Raw genomic sequence first — 18,355 nt, 5'->3', positions numbered from 1 at the left:
TACATGCGGCAGTGGTTGATATTGATTGCAACAAGGAGAGGCAGTGAAACGAAATAAAATAGTCGTCATCGGATGTGCGGTGCTGGGGGTGGACATGAAACACGCCGCCCGGCAGCTGGGGTTGTCTGTCGATTTCAAATTTCTGGAAGCCGGTCTTCACGAACGGCCGGCATTGCTTAAACAAAAACTCCAGGAGGCCATTGACGACGTGTCGGCAGCGGGCATGGCCGACCGCATCGTCATCGGCTACGGCGTCTGCGGCAGAGGAACCGTCGGCATCCAGTCCCGCGATATTCCCCTGAGCATCCCTAAAGTGCACGACTGCATCGCCATGTTCCTTGGCGGGTCCGAGGCATACCGCAGGGAGTTCAATAAATTCCCCGGGACTTACTATATTTCCGCCGGATGGCAAGAGGAGAAGGCCGTACCGGTCTCTCAGCGCAAGCTGCAGGCCTGGTATGGCGACAAACGGGTGCACCATGACGATATTGCCCACCGGTACGGCGATCAGGCGGCGGACCGGACGATCGCCTTTCTCAACTCATGGCAGAAAAATTATCAGCGGGCCGCTTATATCGATACCGGTGCCAGGAGTGGATCGACGTACGAGAACCACGCCAGGGAGATGGCCGATGCCTATGGGTGGAGGTATGAAAAAATCTCCGGAAGCCCGGTTCTGATCAAAAAAATGCTGGTCAGCACCCGGACCACGGACGACATTCTTTTTGTCGAACCCCACCATACGATCGAATTCGATGCCGTGACGGGCACCCTCTCATCCCACCCCTTGTGGGGGGACAGACCCGCCGATGACACCGGCACCACCCTTTTTGCCGACGACCGCCCATCCTTGCCGCAAACCGCCGCCATCGGATTGGGCATCGATGCCGGCGGCACTTATACGGATGCCGTCATCTACGATTTCAGGACCGGAGCGACGCGATGCAAGGGCAAGGCGCTCACTACCCGCTGGGATTTTACCATCGGTATCGGCCAGGCGCTGGAGAAACTGGATCCGAACCAGCTGAAGCAGGTGGAAATGGTGGCCCTGTCCACCACCCTGGCCACCAATGCCATCGTAGAGGGCGACGGCCAGAAGGTGGGCCTTCTGCTCATGCCCCCCTACGGCATTTACGATCCGGCAGACTACCCCCATGAGCCCAAATCGCTGATCCCCGGCCGTCTGTCCATCACAGGAGAGGAAATCGAACCCGTCGATACGGACCAGGTGCGGCAGATCCTCAAACGCATGGTGGAGAAAGACCGGGTCAACGCTTTTGCCGTATCCGGTTTTGCCGGCGCCATTAATCCGGACCACGAGATGGCCGTCAAGGGCGTCATCGGCTCGGAAACGGGCCTGTTCGTCACCTGCGGCCATGAACTGTCCAGCATTCTCGATTTCAAGATCCGGGCGACCACAGCCGTACTGAATGCCCGGATTGTCCCCCGTCTGGGCAAACTCATCGCCAACCTGGAAAACGCGTTGAAAAAAATGGAGATCCACGCGCCCATCGTCGTGGTCAAGGGAGACGGGACCCTGATGCGGGCGGAGATGGCCAAAGCGCGGCCGGTGGAAACCATCTTCTCCGGTCCGGCGGCCAGTGTGGCCGGCGCCAGGCATCTCACCGGTCTTGAAGATGCCCTTGTCGTGGATGTGGGCGGCACCACCACGGATACGGCGGCAGTGGAGCACGGCAGCGTGCGCGTCTGCAGCACCGGATCCACCGTGGCCGGCCGCCGAACCCACGTGCGGGCCCTGGACATCCGCACCGCCGGCCTGGGGGGGGACAGCCTGATCAACCGGGAGAAGGGCATCTTTTCCATCGGCCCCCGTCGGGTGGCCCCCATCGCCTGGCTCGGATCCAGTTTTGTCGGTGCCGATGAGGCCATCGATTATCTGAGCACCCGGTTGCGCAGTTTCGAAACGTCCACCCGCAATATGCAGATTCTGGCCGTCACCGGAACAGCGACCGCTCTCCACCTGACGGAAATGGAGAAAACGGTTCTGTCCCTGCTTGAGAAACGACCGCGTTCCATTGATGAACTGGCCCGCAAAACCGGCGTTCTCACCGACCGGCATCTTCCCCTGGAACGGCTGGAAGAGAATTTTGTCGTCCAGCGCTGCGGCCTGACCCCGACCGACCTGCTCCATATCGCCGGTGAATTTCAACGCTGGAGCACGGCGGCGGCCGGACAGTTTTTCCGAATGATCGCCGCCTTGGATAAAACGAATGAAGCCACACTGCGTAAAGACCTGCTGGAAACGGTGTCACGCAATCTGGCCCTGGAGATATTAAAACGCCAGCTGGACGATGAGGTCAACCCCGAAGCCCTGCACAGCTGCCCGGTCTGCCAAGCCCTGATGAACAACGTCTTTTCGGGCGGCAACAGCCACTATCGCATGCACATCGATTTCAAGCGGCCAGTCATCGGCATCGGTGCGCCCATCGCCTTTTTCCTTCCCCGGGCTGCCGCCATGATCGGTGCCCGGGCGGTGCTGCCCGAGCATGCCGACGTGGCCAACGCCATCGGGGCCATCACCAGCAACGTGGTCATCGAACGCCAGGTACGCATCATCCCCGGAGGCAGCGGCGAATTTCTTATCGAAGGACTGGCCGGCTTCAGACGATTCAAGGAATTCGAGGTGGCGGATGCCTTTGCCAAAGACGAATTGGTCGGTCTGGTGAGAACCCTGGCCAGGGAAGCCGGCACCAGCACCCGATCCGTTACCGTGGAAACCGAGGATCAACTGCCCGTGGATGCCGGCGGCCATCCGATCTTTATCGGTCGGATCCTCAAGGCACGGCTCACTGGCCCGCCCGACCGGGTTCCCGACCCAGCGCCCTGATCCCGGCCAATGAAAAATCAGCGATATGACCGGCCAGCCGTTCGATCAACTCCGGACTCAGTGGCGCACCCAGCATGTATTCGAGATCGTCGCGCTTGACGGTGACGAACATGCGGCACTGATTGACAATGCTCAGTTCGCAAAACCGGACGTCCAGATCATCGGCATCCGCTCCTAATATGCCACGGATAATCAAATGCAGCTTACGCCTGTTGGGCTCGATGGTGTCATGCCAGGCATCCTGGATCAGTCCGGTGGGGTGGACCATTTCCATCAGATAGAGGCGGCTGAACCGTCCCAGATCACCGTCGGCGGCAAAATTCCGGATCAGTGTCCGGATATGGGCCCGCAACCGTTCTTGGTCGGAGTCGGCATCGGATTTGGAAAAGATCGATTCATTAAAGTGCTGGAGGGTGTGCCGCCAGGCTTCTTTGTACAAACTCTTTTTATCTCTGAAGTAATAATTCACGGAGGCCACGTTGGCTCCCGCCCGATGGCAGATATCCGCCACCCTGGTTTGGCGATATCCATGTTGAGCAAATACCTCGCAGGCTGCACGCAACAGTCTTCGCCGGGTTTCCTTGCCGTCTTCTCGTCTGGTCATGAAATTGCTCCTGAAAGGTTGTTTTGAAAGTTACTCCACCTTTTATCTTAAATACAAGTTTAAAGCTTATGATTGAAATATTCATGCATCCCTGCTATTTATTTCGGTTTAAATCATAATTTGATCTAAGATGAAGAATTATTTACCGTTTTTTCAAATCGTAAAGAGCAAGACAACGTGATCTGGAGGCAAAAAATCCATGCGACCAGCAAATCAAATGAATTTAAAAATGTGGTTGGCGGCTGTCTCATTCTTTGTTCTATTGACGGTCGGCTGCCAGAACCAGAAACAGGAAGCCCCGGCGCCGCGTACCCCGGAAGTGGCTACAACAACGGTACAGCCGCAACCGATCATGTTGACATTTGAATTGCCTGGACGCATATCGGCCTATCGCGTTGCCGAAATCAGACCCCAGGTCAGCGGCCTGATTCAGAAGCGGCGGTTTGTCGAAGGCGCCGATGTAAAGGCCGGCGACATGCTCTATCAGATTGATCCGGCATCGTTTCAGGCCGCCCTCAATAATGCGGACGCCGCCCTCGGCCGGTCCGAGGCCAATCTGCCGGCCATCCAGTCAAGAACCGATCGGTATCTGGAATTGCTGGCCGATAAAGCGGTCAGCCAGCAGGATTACGATGATGCAGCGGCGGCCCTGAAACAGGCCGAGGCCGACGTCCGGTATTGGAAAGCTGCCGTGGAGACGGCGCGTATCAACCTGGCCTATACCCGTATCACCGCCCCCATTTCCGGCCGTATCGGCCGATCCAATGTGACCGAGGGCGCGATCGTCACCGCCTATCAGCCCGTGGCCCTGGCAACCATTCAACAGTTGGACCCCATCTACGTGGATGTGCCCCAGTCGACCACCGACCTGCTGCGCCTGAAGCGGCGCCTGGAAGACGGCCGCCTCAATCAAGCCAGCAAGAACCAGCAGGCGGTAACCCTGGTGATGGAAGAAGGCCCGGCCTATCCGCTGCAAGGGTCCCTTCAGTTCCGGGACGTGACCGTGGATCCAACCACCGGCTCGGTTATCCTGCGGGCGGTTTTCCCCAATCCCCAAGGCATCCTGCTGCCCGGCATGTTCGTACGGGCGGTAATGAAGGAAGGGGTCAATGAAGCTGCCATTTTGATCCCCCAGCAGGCCGTGTCCCGTGACCCCAAGGGTAATCCGACAGCCCTCATCGTGGATGCCGCCGACACAGTCCAACAGCGCATGCTGGTGCTTGACCGTGCCATCGGTGACCAGTGGCTGGTCACATCCGGACTTGGCCGAGGGGATCGGGTAATCGTCGAAGGGATTCAGAAAGTAAGGCCGGGTGCGGCGGTGAAGGTGGTTGCGTTGGAATCCGCTGCGCCGGCGGGTGAGGCAAAATCCGTTGCCCCGGTGGATCAACAATCGAATTGACGGAGGCGTGTGATGTTATCAAAATTCTTTCTGGACCGTCCCGTCTTTGCCTGGGTCATCGCCATTGTCCTGATGGTGGCCGGTGGTCTGGCGATCTACAACCTGCCCATTTCCCAGTACCCGCCGATCGCGCCGCCGTCCATCGCCATCGATTCCAACTACCCGGGAGCGTCGGCGGAGACAGTTGAAAACAGCGTCACCCAGATCATCGAACAGAAGATGACGGGCTTCGACGATATGCTGTACCTGTCGGCCACCAGTGATTCCTCCGGCTCCTCCCGGGTCGAGTTGACCTTCGCCCCGGGAACCGATCCGGATCTGGCATGGGCCAAGGTGCAGAACAAACTCCAACTGGCCATGGCCAGCCTGCCCGAGGTGGTTCAGCGCCAGGGTGTCAAGGTCAGCAAGTCCACCCGCAACTACCTGCTGATCGTGGGTTTGGTTTCCGAAGACGGCAGCATGGATGGAAACGATCTGCGGGATTACGCCCAATCCAACCTGGAAAAGGTCTTGGCCCGGGTCCCCGGCGTGGGCGAAGTTAACACCTTCGGATCCCAGTACGCCATGCGGGTCTGGCTTAACCCCGATCGCCTGACCGAATATCATTTGACCATTGCCGACGTGGTCGGCGCGCTTCGGGCTTACAACGTGGAGATCTCCGCCGGTCAGTTCGGCGGGGCGCCGGCCGTGGACGGCCAGCGCCTGAACGCCTCCATCATCGTCCAGAGCCTGCTCAAGACCCCGGAGGAATTTTCCGCCATCCTGCTACGCACCAATACCGACGGATCGGTGGTCCGGATCGCGGATGTGGGACGAACGGAGCTGGGAACCGAACAGTACAATGTCGAGGCCTACTATAACGGCAAGCCAGCCGGTGGCTTGGCTATCCGTCAGGCCGCCGGGGCCAACGCGCTTTCAACCGCCCAGGCCGTCAGGGACAAGCTGGCGGAAATGAGCCGCTACTTCCCGACAGGCATGAAAGTGGTCTATCCCTATGATACCACCCCCTTTGTCCAGGTCGCCATCGAGGAGGTGTTCAAGACCCTGGCCGAGGCGGTGGTGCTGGTGTTCCTGGTGATGTATCTGTTCATGGGCAACATGCGGGCTACCCTGATCCCGACCATCGCCGTGCCGGTGGTGATTCTGGGCACCTTCGCGGTACTGGGGCTGTTCGGGTTTTCCATCAACATGCTGACGATGTTCGCCATGGTGCTGGCCATCGGTCTGTTGGTGGATGACGCCATCGTGGTGGTGGAAAACGTGGAGCGGATCATGAGCGAGGAGGGACTGGAGCCCAAGCAGGCCACGGCCAAGTCCATGGAACAGATCACCAGCGCCCTGATCGGCATCGGCCTGGTGCTTTCGGCGGTATTCGGACCCATGGCCTTCTTCCCCGGCTCCACGGGCGTGATCTACCGCCAGTTTTCCGTAACCATCATCGCCGCCATGCTCCTGTCGGTGCTGGTGGCCCTGATTCTGACCCCGGTGCTTTGCGCATCCCTACTCAAACCGGTGCCGGCCGGTCATGAACCGGCCGACAGTGCCGTTTTTTTTATGCGTCCCTTTTTCAGATGGTTTGACCGCCTGTTTTACCGGGCCAGGAATCTATACCTCTCCCTGGTCGGGCATTCGCTCTCAAAGAAACTGCGCTACCTGGTGCTTTTTCTCCTGATTGTCGTGGCCATGGGCTATCTGTTCAGAAAGATGCCGACCGCCTATCTTCCTGAGGAAGATCAGGGAATGCTCTATGTTCAGGCCATGCTGCCGGCCAACTCGACCCTGGAACAAACCAAGGCGGTACTGGACAAGGTCAAGAAGCATTTTCTGAACCAGGAAAAAGAATCGGTGGAAGCATTGATGACCGTTGCCGGATTCAGCTTTTCCGGGGCGGGCCAGAATGTCGGCCTGGCGTTCGTCCGGCTCAGGGACTGGGATCTGCGCCACCGGCCGGACCTTAAGGTCAAAGCCGTCGTCGGAAGGGCCATGGGCGTCTTTTCCACGTACCGCGATGCCATGGTCTTCGCTTTTCCGCCGCCGGCCGTTATCGAACTGGGCCATGCCAGCGGCTTTGATTTCGAGTTGCTGGACCGCGGAGGCGTGGGCCATGCCGAACTGATCAAAGCCCGAAACCAGCTTTTGGGGATCGCCGCAAGGGATCCACGACTGGCCAGCGTGCGTCCCAACGGGTTGGAAGACGTCCCCCAATACCGGATCAACGTGGATTGGGAAAAAGCCGGCGCCCTGGGGCTGCCCATTACGGGCATTCACAACACCATCTCGGCGGCATTCGGCAGCGCCTATGTCAACGACTTCATCCAGGCGGGACGGGTCAAGCGGGTATTTGTGCAGGCGGACGCGCCCTTCCGCCGACTTCCCGGCGACCTGGAAAAACTCTATGTGCGCAATACTGGCGGCCAGATGGTCCCCTTTGCGTCCTTCGCATCCGGTCACTGGACGTCCGGATCTCCCAAGCTGGAGCGTTTCAACGGATTTCCGTCCATCAACATCTGGGGCGAGGCGGCGCACGGCAAAAGCTCCGGCGAGGCCATGCAGGCCATGGAGGAAGCCATAAAGAAATTGCCTCCGGCCTTCGGCTTTGACTGGACCGGTCTGTCCTATCAGGAGCGCATGTCCGGGTCCCAGGCGCCCCTGCTGTACGCCTTTTCCATCCTGGTGATCTTCCTGTGCCTGGCAGCCTTGTACGAAAGCTGGCCGATTCCCATATCGATCCTGCTGACCCTGCCGTTGGGAGCCATCGGCGGCATTATCGCCACAACCCTGATGGGATTGCCCAACGATGTCTATTTCCAGATCGGCCTGCTGACCATCCTGGGGCTGACCACCAAGAACGCCATTCTGATCGTTCAGTTTGCCCGGGCCCGGGTGGACGAAGGGATGAGACTGATCGATGCCACGCTGGAAGGGGCCAAACTGCGGCTGCGTCCCATTGTGATGACTTCCCTGGCCTTCGGCTTCGGCGTGCTTCCCCTGGCGCTGGCCAGCGGGGCCGGGGCGGGGGCTCAACGGGCCATCGGAATCGGCGTGGTGGGCGGCGTTGTGACCTCCACCTTCCTGGTGACCCTCTTTGCGCCGCTCTTTTATGTACTGATCTATCGGGCGCTCGGCCGGCATCGCAAGCGTGAACAGGCCCATCGGGCCGAGAAAACCATATCGGGGAATCAATGACATGCATAGAAACCTGTTTTTTTTAGTGGGTTTGATCATGGTTGTGGGAGGCTGTTCCATGGCTCCGCCCTACACTCAGCCCGACGCCCCGGTACCCGCCACCTGGCCCACCGGGCCGGCCTACCGGAAAAATCCGTCCATGGACGGCACCCCCACGGTCACCGACATTCCATGGCGCGAGTTTTTCACCGATCCCGGCTTTCAAGAGGTGATTGAGACGGCCCTCGATCACAACCGCGATCTGCGGCTTGCCGCTCTGAACGTACAACGGGCAAGGGCGATCTACGGCATCCAGCGATCGGCCATTTATCCGGCAGTAGATGCGACCGCCAACGCAAGTAAACAGCGAGTGCCGGCTGATCTTTCCAGTACCGGACAGAGCCGGACTGCCGAGCAATACGATGTCAATCTGGGTATTTTCTCCTGGGAGATCGATTTTTTCGGCCGCATCCGCAGCCTGAAGGATCAGGCGCTGGAAGCATATCTGGCGACGGAACAGGCCCGCCGCGGGGCACAGATTCTGATCGTTTCCGCAGTAGCCGACGCCTACCTGACCCTGGCTGCAGATCGGGAGAATCTGAATTTGGCGCAGACTTCGCTGGAGGTACAGCAAGCCGCGTTCCAATTGATCAAACGGCGCATGGAGGCCGGGCTCGCATCCGAACTGGACCTCCATCGCGCCCAGACGCAGGTCGATATCGCCCGGGGAGACATGGCCCTTTATACGCAGCGGGTGGCACAGGATCAAAACGCCTTGAATTTTCTGGTCGGGATGCCGACGGCAGTATCGGATAAGATGCTCCTGCCGGATCTGGCCGATCTTGAACCCTTCAAAAGCGTGTCTGCGGGCATTTCCTCGGATGTACTTTTCAGCCGACCAGACATCCTGCAGGCCGAAAATCTTCTCAAAGCGGCCAATGCCAATATCGGCGCAGCCCGGGCCTCGCTGTTTCCCCGGATTTCGCTCACGACGGCTGTTGGAACGGCAAGCAGCGAATTGTCCGGCCTCTTCGCTTCCGGTTCGGGCACCTGGCTGTTCGCGCCCCAAGCCGCGATGCCGGTTTTCGATGCCCGGCTGTGGGCTGCGCTGGATGTCACCAAATCGGAAAAGGAGATCGTATTCGTTCAATACGAGAAGGCGATCCAGACCGCCTTCCGGGAAGTAGCCGACGCCCTTGCCGTTCAAGGCACGATAGACGAACGAATGGCAGCCCAACAATCCCTGGTCAAGTCTGCAGCAGAAACCTTCCGTCTCTCCACGACCCGCTACACCAAGGGTATTGACAGCTACCTGGGTGTCCTGGACGCCCAGCGTTCCCTCTATGCCGCGCAGCAGGGCCTTGTCTATCTGCGTCTGGCAAAGCTGGCCAATCAGGTTCGGCTTTATGCGGTATTGGGCGGCGGTGCCGAGTAAACCCTAACTGTGGAAGCAATCCGGCAACGAAAGCTCCGCCGGATCGACACCGGCCGGTCGACGGTTCCTGTCATTGCCATCCTGATAAACCCGAGTAATGCAGCACCGGTGCCGGCTCCCATCAAAAGCGTGATCAACCGGCAGTATTTGTTTTCCTTGCCCGTATTCGCCATCGAAACAGGTCACTGTCACTCCCCCGGCAAACAGGAAAACCATTGAAGCATCATCGAATCATAGCGTTAATCGCATTGCTGGCAGCATTTCCCCCTCTGTCCACGGACATGTACCTGCCGGCGATTCCCCTGCTGCGAGAGCAGTGGGAACAGCCATTGATGGTGGTCAATCTGACGCTGATCTGTTTTTTCGTCTCTTACTGCATTTTTTTGCTGGTGTACGGGCCGGTCTCCGATCGATACGGCCGCAGGCGCCCGCTGATGGTCGGCATCGGCATCTATATCGGTGCCAGCCTGTTGTGCGCCGCATCCACCGGAATCCGAATGATGATCGTGGCCCGGGTACTCCAGGCCGCCGGGGCCGCCTCAGCATCGGCCTTGAGCCTGGCCATGTGCAAGGATCTTTTCAATGCAGGCTCACGGGCGCGCATCATGGCCCACATTGCCGTCATTATGGCCCTTGCCCCCATGCTGGCCCCCATCATCGGCGGTTGGATCATTTACTGGTTCAGTTGGCAATGGGTATTCGTCGTGCAGGCCCTGATGGGGCTGGTGGCATTTATCGGCGTTCACGGAATGCCCGAACCACTGAAAGTTTTCAGCAGGGTGAGCCCGGCCCGGGTGATTCGAATCTATGCCCGCCTGATGGGTAACGGTCGATATACGGTCCTCATGGTCGCCATGTCATTGATGGTCTTTCCTTTTTTTGCCTTTATTGCCGGATCATCTGAAATCTATATCTCCCGATTCGGACTCAGTGAACGGGAATTCGGCTATTTTTTCGGCGCCAATGCCCTGGCCACCATGTCCGGTTCCCTGTTTTTTGGAAGATTATCCCTTCATCTTCGTATGGAAAAAATCGTCACCGTATCCTTTGCCGGCATCACGGCAGCCGGCCTCTGGATGGCGATTGCACCACACCATTCGCCCTGGAGCCTGACGCTGCCCATGGGGATGATATCCTTTTTTTTCGGGCTGTGCCGTCCACCCACCAACAACCTGATTCTGGAGCAGGTCGATCATGACGTAGGAGCGGCATCATCCATGCTCGTATTCACCTTTATGATGATCGGATCCCTGTCCATGGGGATTGTCTCTTTGCAGTGGACGGACAAGATAGTTGTTATCGGAGCAATGGGTGCCATCGTCGGAGGATTGACCCTGATTTTCTGGATGCGGTGCAAGCACTTTTTCCTGATCCGCTGATCTTCTCGGCGATCCCCACAGCCCCTGGAGCGAACGGCGGGAACGGGTCATGGTTTTTCACCACCCCTGCCAAACCCTATCTATTGTCTGAAAGCCTTGGGTCCGATCCGGCACCTGAAAAGCGGTCGAGGCCATTGACATTATTGCCGCCTCAACAATATCTTAACCCTGCTTCGTGACCGACGCGTCAGGATCATCGCGCAATTATTGAATCCTCTCCGCGGCAAGCCGCTGGGAATCTTCACCGTAAGGATGAAAATCGATTCCCCGTTCGCGGTTCACCTTTTTCCAGATTGAACCCCTGACACCATGACCGATTTTGATGCAGCTGCAAAAGACGAAAAAGAAAATGGGCTGCCGACGGGAAAACGGACAGGAATCGTTATCGATCCCCGCTACGCCGGACATTGCATGGGCCCGGATGAACCGGAATGCCCCGAACGATTGGATGTGCTTTACGCCTTGCTCGAGGAGCCTGAACTATCCGGCTGCTTTCAGAACATTTCACCGTGCCTGATCGCGAGGGATGATCTGGCACGGGTGCATTCAGAGGACTATATCAATCGGCTGGAAAGCACATCAGGAAAGCAGGCCACCTACCTGGACGAGGACACCAGCACATCGCCTTTGTCCAACGAAGCGGCCCAACTGGCGGCAGGGGGACTTTGCCGGGCGATTGAAGAAGTCCATGCTGGTCGGGTGGAGAATGCCTTCGCCCTGGTCCGCCCTCCCGGACACCATGCCGAACGGGCGGCGGCCAAGGGATTCTGCCTTTACAACAATGTGGCCATCGCCGCCCATTATGCCCAAAGCAAACTGGGTCTGGCGCGCATCCTGGTTGTGGATTGGGACCTGCATCACGGCAACGGCACCCAGCACTGCTTCGAAGACGACCCGTCGGTGCTCTTTTTCTCCACCCACCAGGCGTTTACCTATCCCCACAGCGGACGCCTGCGCGAGATCGGCAAAGGCAGGGGGAAAGGCTATACCGTTAACGTCCCGCTCCTCCCCGGCTTCGGCGACGGAGATTATCTGGTGCTTTTTGAACGCCTGCTAAAACCCATCGCCTTGGAATTCAAACCGGATCTAATCCTGGTGAGCGCCGGTTTCGATATCCATTTCAACGATCCTCTCGGGGGAATGAAGATGACCCCGGCAGGTTTCGCCGGCTTGACCCGCATCCTTCTGGATATCGCCACCCAATGCTGCCAGGGAAAACTGGTGATGACGCTGGAAGGCGGATATAACCTGGAAGCGCTCAAAGATTCCGTACGCGAAGTCCTCAGGGAAATGAACGGTCGGCGGACGACCGATATCCGCAGCTTCATTGCATCCGCCGATCCCCGAAAAACCGCTTATGTCATCTGGCGCGTAAAACACGTGCACCGGAAATACTGGAAAACCCTGGCCATGTCGGCAGCCGGTGAACCCGTGGCGGATCATTTTCCGATCATGGACCGGCTCAAAGGGGACCTGGCCCGATGGATGGCGTTTTTCAGGGATTGACCTAAAAAGGGAGGCATCAGACGCGGCCATGCCGTTCAGGGAATCCATCAGACAACTCGCCCGAAAGATGCAGACATGTGAAGAATGGCTCGAACTGGTCAGGGACCTGCAGGAACCAATTCAGGCCGGCCGTCTGCCGGCGGAGCTTCACATGCGATGGGCCGGCAAGGGCGATCTGATGGCGATCAACGCCCTGCAGGGATTTGTGAAGGAGACCGACTTCATGGAGGCGTCTCTGCGCAAAGGCGATCGCTGTCTCGTGGTGGAGCACGACGAGCGCATCTGCGCCTTTGCCTGGGTCACCTTCTCCGATTTCAGTCTCGCGCTCTGGTATACCCTGAAGCTTCCCCCCGGATGGTCCTACCTGGTTTATATTTTCGTACATCCGCGATTTGCCGGACGCGGCATGGGTTCAGCCCTTCTGGGATCCCTGATGAAGGCCGTTCGCGAGCAGGGCGGCAGCCATATGATTGCGGGTATGTACAGCAACTGGCACGCATCCTTCCGCATGCATACCAAACTGGGGTTCCGGGTACACCGACGACTGAGCCAATGCAGGCTGCTCAATATCTTCCCCACCCCGCCGAAAGCAGTATGATTATACTATTTTTGAGATGGGCGCTACAGGCGGCATTCGAGGGCTGCTGTCATTGAGGCTTTTTCAGGACCACTCACCACCGGCATACCGGTCTTTGCGGCAACAGCACGCAGCATGCCTTCAAAAATCCACCGGTGGGTGGGCAGCAAGGCATACCAGTAGAGGATTCCGGCCAGTCCCCGGGGCAGAAACCGCGAAATCATTTTTAGCTCCACCTTGCCCGGTCCGTCCGGGGCGATCAAAAATTCCAGCAAAGCGTCCCCCGGCGTCTTCATCTCCGCCAGCAGCAACAGACGATGGGGCAGTTCCATGGCAATGACCCGCCAGAAGTCCAGGCCATCGCCTACGCGCAGGTCCGGGAGATGACGCCGCCCTGGCAAACCTCCTAAAAATCGTTAATGGCATCCACCAGCTGCCGCAGCCGCCCGAAATCCCGCTTGTTGAAATCCACCACCAGCCGGGGCAGATGGGTCAGTTCCGGCTCGTTCATCTCCTCGTCAAAAGGACCGGACAGATGCATATCCCCCCCGGGTGTTAACAGGCCCGCGAAATCGTTTTTAAGCGTGTCCACATGCCGCTGATCCAAAGGAGTGGACATGCGGATGACCAACCGGTCTTCCACGTACCGCAGGCTGTGATACCGCGAGTAAAAATGGCGAATCCGCTCCACGGCATCCTCGGGGCGGGTCACCCGTTCGATGAGGCCAAAATCGTCATGGGAAATGTACCCGTGCAGGGACAGTTCGTTATCCAAGAAACTCAACAACCGGTCCCAGTAGGTCCCTTGGGGTTCGTCGATGAGAAACAGGGGCAACGGATAGAGTTTGCCGGTCTGCAGCAGGGTGATGGACTCCATGGCCTCGTCCAGAGTACCGAACCCGCCGGGGAACAGGACCACCGCGTCGGCCTCTTTCAGAAAGGCCACTTTGCGGTTGAAAAAGTATTTGTAGGTAATGTGGCGGGGATTGCCAACCAGCACGGGGTTGGGCTTCTGTTCGAAAGGCAGTCGGATATTGACGCCGAAAGAGTGTTCCGGGCCGGCCCCTTCGTTGGTCGCCTGCATGATCCCGGGACCACCGCCGGTAATCACCATGAATCCGGCTTCGGCCAGCTTTTTCCCCAAATCCGTTGCCATGCGGTACAAGGGTGCATCCGGCCGGGTCCGGGCCGATCCGAACACCGTCACCTTACGGACCTTTCGATAGGGGCCGAAGACTTTGGCGGTAAAGCGCATCTCCTTCATGGAAGAGTTCATCAGCTTCAGATCGGCGCGGCCACCGTTCTCCTGCCCGGCCTTCAGGCCGGCCAGGATGATTTCCCTCACAATATCCGGGTGGGCGACATCGCCCACCAGGGCCATCAGCCCGTCGATGGTATCGTCCACCGGACCGTTGGTGCGCGTAAAATGAAGTTTTACGGGTTTCGAGAAGCCTTTGTTGCTGCTATCCGGCATTATCCATAATCCTTATGATAGAGGTTAACTGGAAAAGTATTATTGTAACCGTTTTTTAAAGATTCGCAAGCGCAGGGTTTTATGTCGCTGATGGCCGCGGTCCATCGGACCGGGAAATGGCTATGGATGTTTCAACACCGCCAAACATGATTATAATGGGATAACAACAAAACAAAGGAGGCGGGCCATGCAGCTTTCAGCGTTTACCGGTGCGGGAAACGTACTGACCCTGGACATCCGATCGGAAATCCGCTCGGCCCGGTTCAAGGTCATCTGCCGGGATATGGACCTGGCTGTGGCGGCCCAGGGCCACGTTCGCCTGGTGCTCGTGATGCGCCACTATCCCTCGCTTAACAGCGCAGAAGATTTTTATGACGATCTTCGATTTTTAAGGCTTTACGACCACGCCATCGAGAAGGTGGCCGTCGTGTGCGACCGGTTCTGGAAGGACACCTGGGTAGGGATTTTCAGCCTGTTCAGCGGCATCCGCATGAACTTTTTCGACATGGCGCAGGTAAATGAAGCAAGCCGATGGATCCAGAGCGACATTGACCGGGTAAGAACAGAAACACGACCGGCGAACGGCACGGACGCATAATCATCGGAGGCTGCCATCACCCCCGCAAGCCGTAGTGAAACATCTCATAGTGAGTCTTGCCGCCGAGCAACGCATCCATCTTATCCTGAATTGCCTGACGTTCCTTGCTCAGCAGCCACTTTTCCCAATCCCCTGCAGATTCCCAGGTGCTGATGACCAGAAATACATCGGGCCGGTCGTTGCTTTTCATGGTTTCGCCCGATATATAGCCGGGCTGGGCCGTGGCCAGCGAACGCATCTCTCTAAACAACTGGAGCATGTCTCTGCCCTTGTTGCCGGGTATCGTCCGTGTAATCAGTATTTTGACGCTCATGGGCTCCTCCTTTTTTCTCTGTAGACTGAAGATGTGGGCGATTGCCCGCTGCGAATGGCAGACAGAAAATTTTCCGGCAATTGTGCGGGAAGCGGCGGTAAAAGCCATCAAAGGATAGGTATTCGGGTGCCGGTGCGACGGAAATATGTTTCATTAAATGACGATATGGATGGAATGTCAAACGGATATTGCGGGTCAATGAGATTAAGAAACGGCTTCGATGGTCCTTGCCGGCGCCACGCTGGTGACGCCGGCAAGGGTAAACGGTAGGATGGGGAGATCCTGCATCGGCGGATCATTCGCCCAGGTTGACCACCACCCGGCCCTTCTGCCGGCCTTTGAGAATCAGGTCGATATTGTCGCCCAGTCCGTCGAGGGCAACCTCTTTGGAGAGACTCGCGAGACCGTCTATTTTCCATGGCCCGGATAATTTTCCCCATACCTTCAACCGGACATCCATGGGGCAGTTCTGCGAGTCGATGCCGATCAGCCGGATGCCGCGCAGGATGAAGGGAAAGACGGTCAGCGGCAGATCGGGCGAGGCCACGTTGCCGCAGCAGGTGACGGTCCCCCAGGGATTGGTGGATTTAATGGCCGTGGCCAGGATCTCCCCGCCCACCGTGTCCACCACCCCGGCCCACTGCGTCTTGAGCAGCGGCCTACCGCTGGTGTCGGCGGCATCGGCCCGGGCAACGATCTGCGACGCACCGATGCCGTTGAGAAATGCCGCCTCGGCCGTTTTACCGGTGACGGCCGCCACCGTATATCCCAGCTTGGCCAGCACGGCCACGGAGACGCTGCCCACCCCGCCGGTGGCGCCGGTGACCAGCACCGGGCCGTCTTCGGGTTTGACCCGTTCGGTGAGGAAAAGGATGCCCATGCCGGCGGTGAAACCGGCCGTGCCGAAAATCATGCTCTCCTTCAAGGTGAGGCCCCGGGGCAGCGGGACCACCCAGCCGACCGGTACCCGTACGTACTGGCCGAACCCGCCCGATGTGTTCATGCCCAGGTCGTACCCGGTCACCAGAACCGGATCCCCTTTCTTGAACATGCCGACCCTGCTATCGACAACCGTACCGGCGGCGTCGATGCCCGGCGTGTGGGGATAGCTTCGAGTAACCCCTTTGTTGCCGGTGGCCGACAGGGCATCCTTGTAGTTCAGGGAGGAGTAGTTCACGCGGATGAGCACATCTCCCTCGGGAAGGTCGTCGATCCTCCTTTTTTTGATCTGCCGGACATAGGTTTTGTCTTCTCCGGCTTCCACGACCAATGCATTGAATGTTTCAGATATCATCGTGCAGGTCTCCTTTGGCTATACGATTTATTGTCATTCAGGTCCGGGGGGTATACTGCCGCTTGAGCCACAATGCCAGGCCGTCCAGCCCCGGGAACAAGGTGCGTTCGGTAATATTGGCCTGGTCGAGTTTGTCACGGATCTCCCACTTGAGCGCCTTGGGAATGATAATTCGGCCGTAAATATCCGGATGCTTCTCCAGCCACAGATCCAGCTGCGCGGTGGGGTCGGACATAACCGAGAAAAAGGCGAACTGGTTGACGATGCGGGCGTCGATGGACGGCGGCTCGAAAAAGAGCACCAGGTCATCGCCCAGGGCGTCGAAACCCTTGATATCCCCTAACGCGTGTTCGAGCATCTCCAGGGTGAAGGCATTGGCCCCGACGTTGACCAGTTCGTCGGACAGGGGACGGGGAAGCATCTTGTTGATCTTCACGTAGTCGGCAAACCAGATGACACCGTCACCGTCGAAGCGATCCGTGTCCGCCGTGGCGAAATGGGCCGCCACAAACGGCGAATAGGTCCAGTCCAGCAGCCGGGTGGGCAACCCGTGGTGCTGGGCTACCGTTAGCCAGCGCCAGTTCGAGGCGTTTTCCCCGGTCCAGGGCATCTCGGCATACTTGCTGAAATTACGCAGCAGATGGTACTCCAGGTGCGAGTGGGCACCGCACCGCCGCGTAAAACTGGTCTTCAGGTCGTAGCCGGAGTCCGAAAGCCCCCGAAAAGCATAATTGGAGCGAAACCGCAAGAGCGAGTCCTGCCATGAGTTGTCGTAGAGGCGTTCGCACAGCTCGCACCAGCTTTCCACGGTGATGTCATTGCTTCGTTTGAATGGATGGGTCATCGCGGACTCCCGGCCCCGTGCTTGATGAATGACCCGTCCCGATACTCCCGAAATGCCAGTTGCAACTCCTCCCGGGTATTCATCACAATGGGCCCCTGCCAGGCCACTGGCTCCCCGATGGGCTTGCCGGAGATCAGCAGGAACCGGAAGGCATCGTCTGCGGTGGTCGCGGCGATGCGGTCGCCGTCCTCAAATACCACCACATTTCCGTTTTCCTGCGGCGGCGTGGCAACCGTCTCGGCAAAACCGCCCCGGCCCTCCACGACATAGGCAAAAACCGTGTAACCTGGGTTGACGAAATGGCTGAAGCGGGTATGCGGCGGCATGGATACGTCCAGATACTGGGGATCGATGACAATATCGGTAACCGGCCCCTTCACATCGCCCACCCCGCCGCACACCACCCGGACGCGAATCCCGCCATCGAAGAGAACGTCGGGAATCCGATGGGCCGGAATCTCCTGATAGCGCGGGGCCATCATTTTGTGAGTGGCCGGAAGATTGGCCCACAACTGAAATCCTCCCATTTTGCCCGCCGCGTTTCCCTTGGGCATTTCCTGATGAATGATACCGCTGCCGGCGGTCATCCACTGCACGTCTCCAGGGCCGATGGTTCCGGTGTTGCCCATACTGTCGCCGTGCACCACGGCCCCATCGAGCATATAGGTAATGGTCTCCATGCCTCGGTGGGGGTGCCAGGGAAACCCCTTGAGGTAATGATCGGCACGCGAAGACCGGAAATCGTCCAGCAAGAGAAACGGATCGAACCCGGGAGCCTCGCTGTGGCCGAAGGCCCGGTTAAGATGAACGCCGGCGCCTTCGATCACCGGTTGGCTTCGGATCACCCGTCGTGGCTTTCGCAGGACACTCATTGCACGCATCTCCTTTGGTCCGGACCGTCGGGTGGACGGCCAGT

The 18,355-nt window shown here is 58.4% G+C and carries 15 protein-coding genes; 8 read left to right on the top strand and 7 right to left on the bottom strand.

The window, feature by feature from the left end:
- Positions 1–43: 43 nt before the first annotated feature.
- The gene (locus tag ACHZBS_RS17760; RefSeq protein ID WP_319407859.1) at positions 44–2,848 is read left to right on the top strand and encodes a DUF1638 domain-containing protein; all 2,805 of its coding nucleotides are present in this window, start codon (positions 44–46) and stop codon (positions 2,846–2,848) included.
- Here the strand turns inward: ACHZBS_RS17760 and ACHZBS_RS17755 are convergent.
- On the bottom strand, positions 2,808–3,452 hold the full coding sequence (locus ACHZBS_RS17755; RefSeq protein WP_319407858.1) for a CerR family C-terminal domain-containing protein: 645 nt from the start codon (positions 3,450–3,452) through the stop codon (positions 2,808–2,810). The two genes, ACHZBS_RS17760 and ACHZBS_RS17755, sit on opposite strands and share 41 nt — an antisense overlap.
- 217 nt (positions 3,453–3,669) lie before the next feature.
- On the opposite strand from ACHZBS_RS17755, the gene ACHZBS_RS17750 reads away from it, so the two are divergent.
- From ACHZBS_RS17750 to ACHZBS_RS17725, 6 genes are all read left to right on the top strand, one after another.
- The gene (locus ACHZBS_RS17750) at positions 3,670–4,854 is read left to right on the top strand and encodes an efflux RND transporter periplasmic adaptor subunit (RefSeq protein WP_319407857.1); all 1,185 of its coding nucleotides are present in this window, start codon (positions 3,670–3,672) and stop codon (positions 4,852–4,854) included.
- Between the two features lie 12 nt (positions 4,855–4,866).
- On the top strand, positions 4,867–8,040 hold the full coding sequence (locus tag ACHZBS_RS17745) for an efflux RND transporter permease subunit (protein WP_319407856.1): 3,174 nt from the start codon (positions 4,867–4,869) through the stop codon (positions 8,038–8,040).
- Between the two features lies 1 nt (position 8,041).
- Positions 8,042–9,454, top strand: a complete 1,413-nt coding sequence (locus ACHZBS_RS17740) for an efflux transporter outer membrane subunit (protein WP_319407855.1) — start codon at positions 8,042–8,044, stop codon at positions 9,452–9,454.
- A 215-nt stretch (positions 9,455–9,669) separates the two neighbouring features.
- A complete protein-coding gene (locus ACHZBS_RS17735; RefSeq protein WP_319407854.1) occupies positions 9,670–10,833 on the top strand; it encodes a multidrug effflux MFS transporter in 1,164 nt (387 codons plus the stop codon).
- Positions 10,834–11,142: 309 nt separating this feature from the next.
- Positions 11,143–12,339, top strand: a complete 1,197-nt coding sequence (locus ACHZBS_RS17730; RefSeq protein ID WP_319407853.1) for a histone deacetylase — start codon at positions 11,143–11,145, stop codon at positions 12,337–12,339.
- Between the two features lie 28 nt (positions 12,340–12,367).
- Complete coding sequence (locus ACHZBS_RS17725) at positions 12,368–12,937, top strand: GNAT family N-acetyltransferase (protein WP_319407852.1); 570 nt, start codon at positions 12,368–12,370, stop codon at positions 12,935–12,937.
- A 23-nt stretch (positions 12,938–12,960) separates the two neighbouring features.
- Here the strand turns inward: ACHZBS_RS17725 and ACHZBS_RS17720 are convergent, their stop codons facing one another.
- Both ACHZBS_RS17720 and ACHZBS_RS17715 read right to left on the bottom strand, forming a co-directional pair.
- Positions 12,961–13,317: a DUF2867 domain-containing protein gene (locus ACHZBS_RS17720; protein WP_319407851.1), complete on the bottom strand. Its 357-nt coding sequence runs from the start codon at positions 13,315–13,317 to the stop codon at positions 12,961–12,963.
- 5 nt (positions 13,318–13,322) lie between these two features.
- A complete protein-coding gene (locus ACHZBS_RS17715) occupies positions 13,323–14,390 on the bottom strand; it encodes a TIGR00730 family Rossman fold protein (protein WP_319407850.1) in 1,068 nt (355 codons plus the stop codon).
- A 187-nt stretch (positions 14,391–14,577) separates the two neighbouring features.
- Between ACHZBS_RS17715 and ACHZBS_RS17710 the strand changes: the two genes are divergently transcribed.
- On the top strand, positions 14,578–14,988 hold the full coding sequence (locus ACHZBS_RS17710) for an STAS/SEC14 domain-containing protein (protein ID WP_319407849.1): 411 nt from the start codon (positions 14,578–14,580) through the stop codon (positions 14,986–14,988).
- Between the two features lie 16 nt (positions 14,989–15,004).
- Here ACHZBS_RS17710 and ACHZBS_RS17705 read toward each other — a convergent pair whose 3' ends face one another.
- The 4 genes from ACHZBS_RS17705 to ACHZBS_RS17690 all read right to left on the bottom strand — a co-directional run bounded on the left by ACHZBS_RS17705 (position 15,005) and on the right by ACHZBS_RS17690 (position 18,311).
- Complete coding sequence (locus ACHZBS_RS17705) at positions 15,005–15,301, bottom strand: antibiotic biosynthesis monooxygenase family protein (RefSeq protein WP_319407848.1); 297 nt, start codon at positions 15,299–15,301, stop codon at positions 15,005–15,007.
- Positions 15,302–15,596: 295 nt separating this feature from the next.
- On the bottom strand, positions 15,597–16,595 hold the full coding sequence (locus ACHZBS_RS17700) for a YhdH/YhfP family quinone oxidoreductase (protein ID WP_319407847.1): 999 nt from the start codon (positions 16,593–16,595) through the stop codon (positions 15,597–15,599).
- A 37-nt stretch (positions 16,596–16,632) separates the two neighbouring features.
- A complete protein-coding gene (locus ACHZBS_RS17695; RefSeq protein WP_319407846.1) occupies positions 16,633–17,439 on the bottom strand; it encodes an FRG domain-containing protein in 807 nt (268 codons plus the stop codon).
- The gene (locus tag ACHZBS_RS17690) at positions 17,436–18,311 is read right to left on the bottom strand and encodes a pirin family protein (RefSeq protein WP_319407845.1); all 876 of its coding nucleotides are present in this window, start codon (positions 18,309–18,311) and stop codon (positions 17,436–17,438) included. The genes ACHZBS_RS17695 and ACHZBS_RS17690 overlap by 4 nt, the downstream gene beginning before the upstream one ends.
- Positions 18,312–18,355 lie beyond the last annotated feature (44 nt).

Origin of the sequence: uncultured Desulfosarcina sp. (assembly GCF_963664155.2) — a bacterium.
Classification (GTDB): domain Bacteria; phylum Desulfobacterota; class Desulfobacteria; order Desulfobacterales; family Desulfosarcinaceae; genus Desulfosarcina.
Note: the sequence above shows the minus strand (reverse complement) of the source record. Positions and strands in the feature narration are given on the sequence as shown.

Bases quoted from the DNA above. Each gene is read 5' to 3' on its own strand.
- ACHZBS_RS17755 (WP_319407858.1), bottom strand. From the start codon at position 3,452: ATGACCAGACGAGAAGACGGCAAGGAAACCCGGCGAAGACTGTTGCGT.
- ACHZBS_RS17750 (WP_319407857.1), top strand. From the start codon at position 3,670: ATGAATTTAAAAATGTGGTTGGCGGCTGTCTCATTCTTTGTTCTATTG.
- ACHZBS_RS17745 (WP_319407856.1), top strand. From the start codon at position 4,867: ATGTTATCAAAATTCTTTCTGGACCGTCCCGTCTTTGCCTGGGTCATC.
- ACHZBS_RS17740 (WP_319407855.1), top strand. From the start codon at position 8,042: ATGCATAGAAACCTGTTTTTTTTAGTGGGTTTGATCATGGTTGTGGGA.
- ACHZBS_RS17730 (WP_319407853.1), top strand. From the start codon at position 11,143: ATGACCGATTTTGATGCAGCTGCAAAAGACGAAAAAGAAAATGGGCTG.
- ACHZBS_RS17725 (WP_319407852.1), top strand. From the start codon at position 12,368: ATGCCGTTCAGGGAATCCATCAGACAACTCGCCCGAAAGATGCAGACA.
- ACHZBS_RS17715 (WP_319407850.1), bottom strand. From the start codon at position 14,390: ATGCCGGATAGCAGCAACAAAGGCTTCTCGAAACCCGTAAAACTTCAT.
- ACHZBS_RS17710 (WP_319407849.1), top strand. From the start codon at position 14,578: ATGCAGCTTTCAGCGTTTACCGGTGCGGGAAACGTACTGACCCTGGAC.
- ACHZBS_RS17705 (WP_319407848.1), bottom strand. From the start codon at position 15,301: ATGAGCGTCAAAATACTGATTACACGGACGATACCCGGCAACAAGGGC.
- ACHZBS_RS17700 (WP_319407847.1), bottom strand. From the start codon at position 16,595: ATGATATCTGAAACATTCAATGCATTGGTCGTGGAAGCCGGAGAAGAC.
- ACHZBS_RS17695 (WP_319407846.1), bottom strand. From the start codon at position 17,439: ATGACCCATCCATTCAAACGAAGCAATGACATCACCGTGGAAAGCTGG.
- ACHZBS_RS17690 (WP_319407845.1), bottom strand. From the start codon at position 18,311: ATGAGTGTCCTGCGAAAGCCACGACGGGTGATCCGAAGCCAACCGGTG.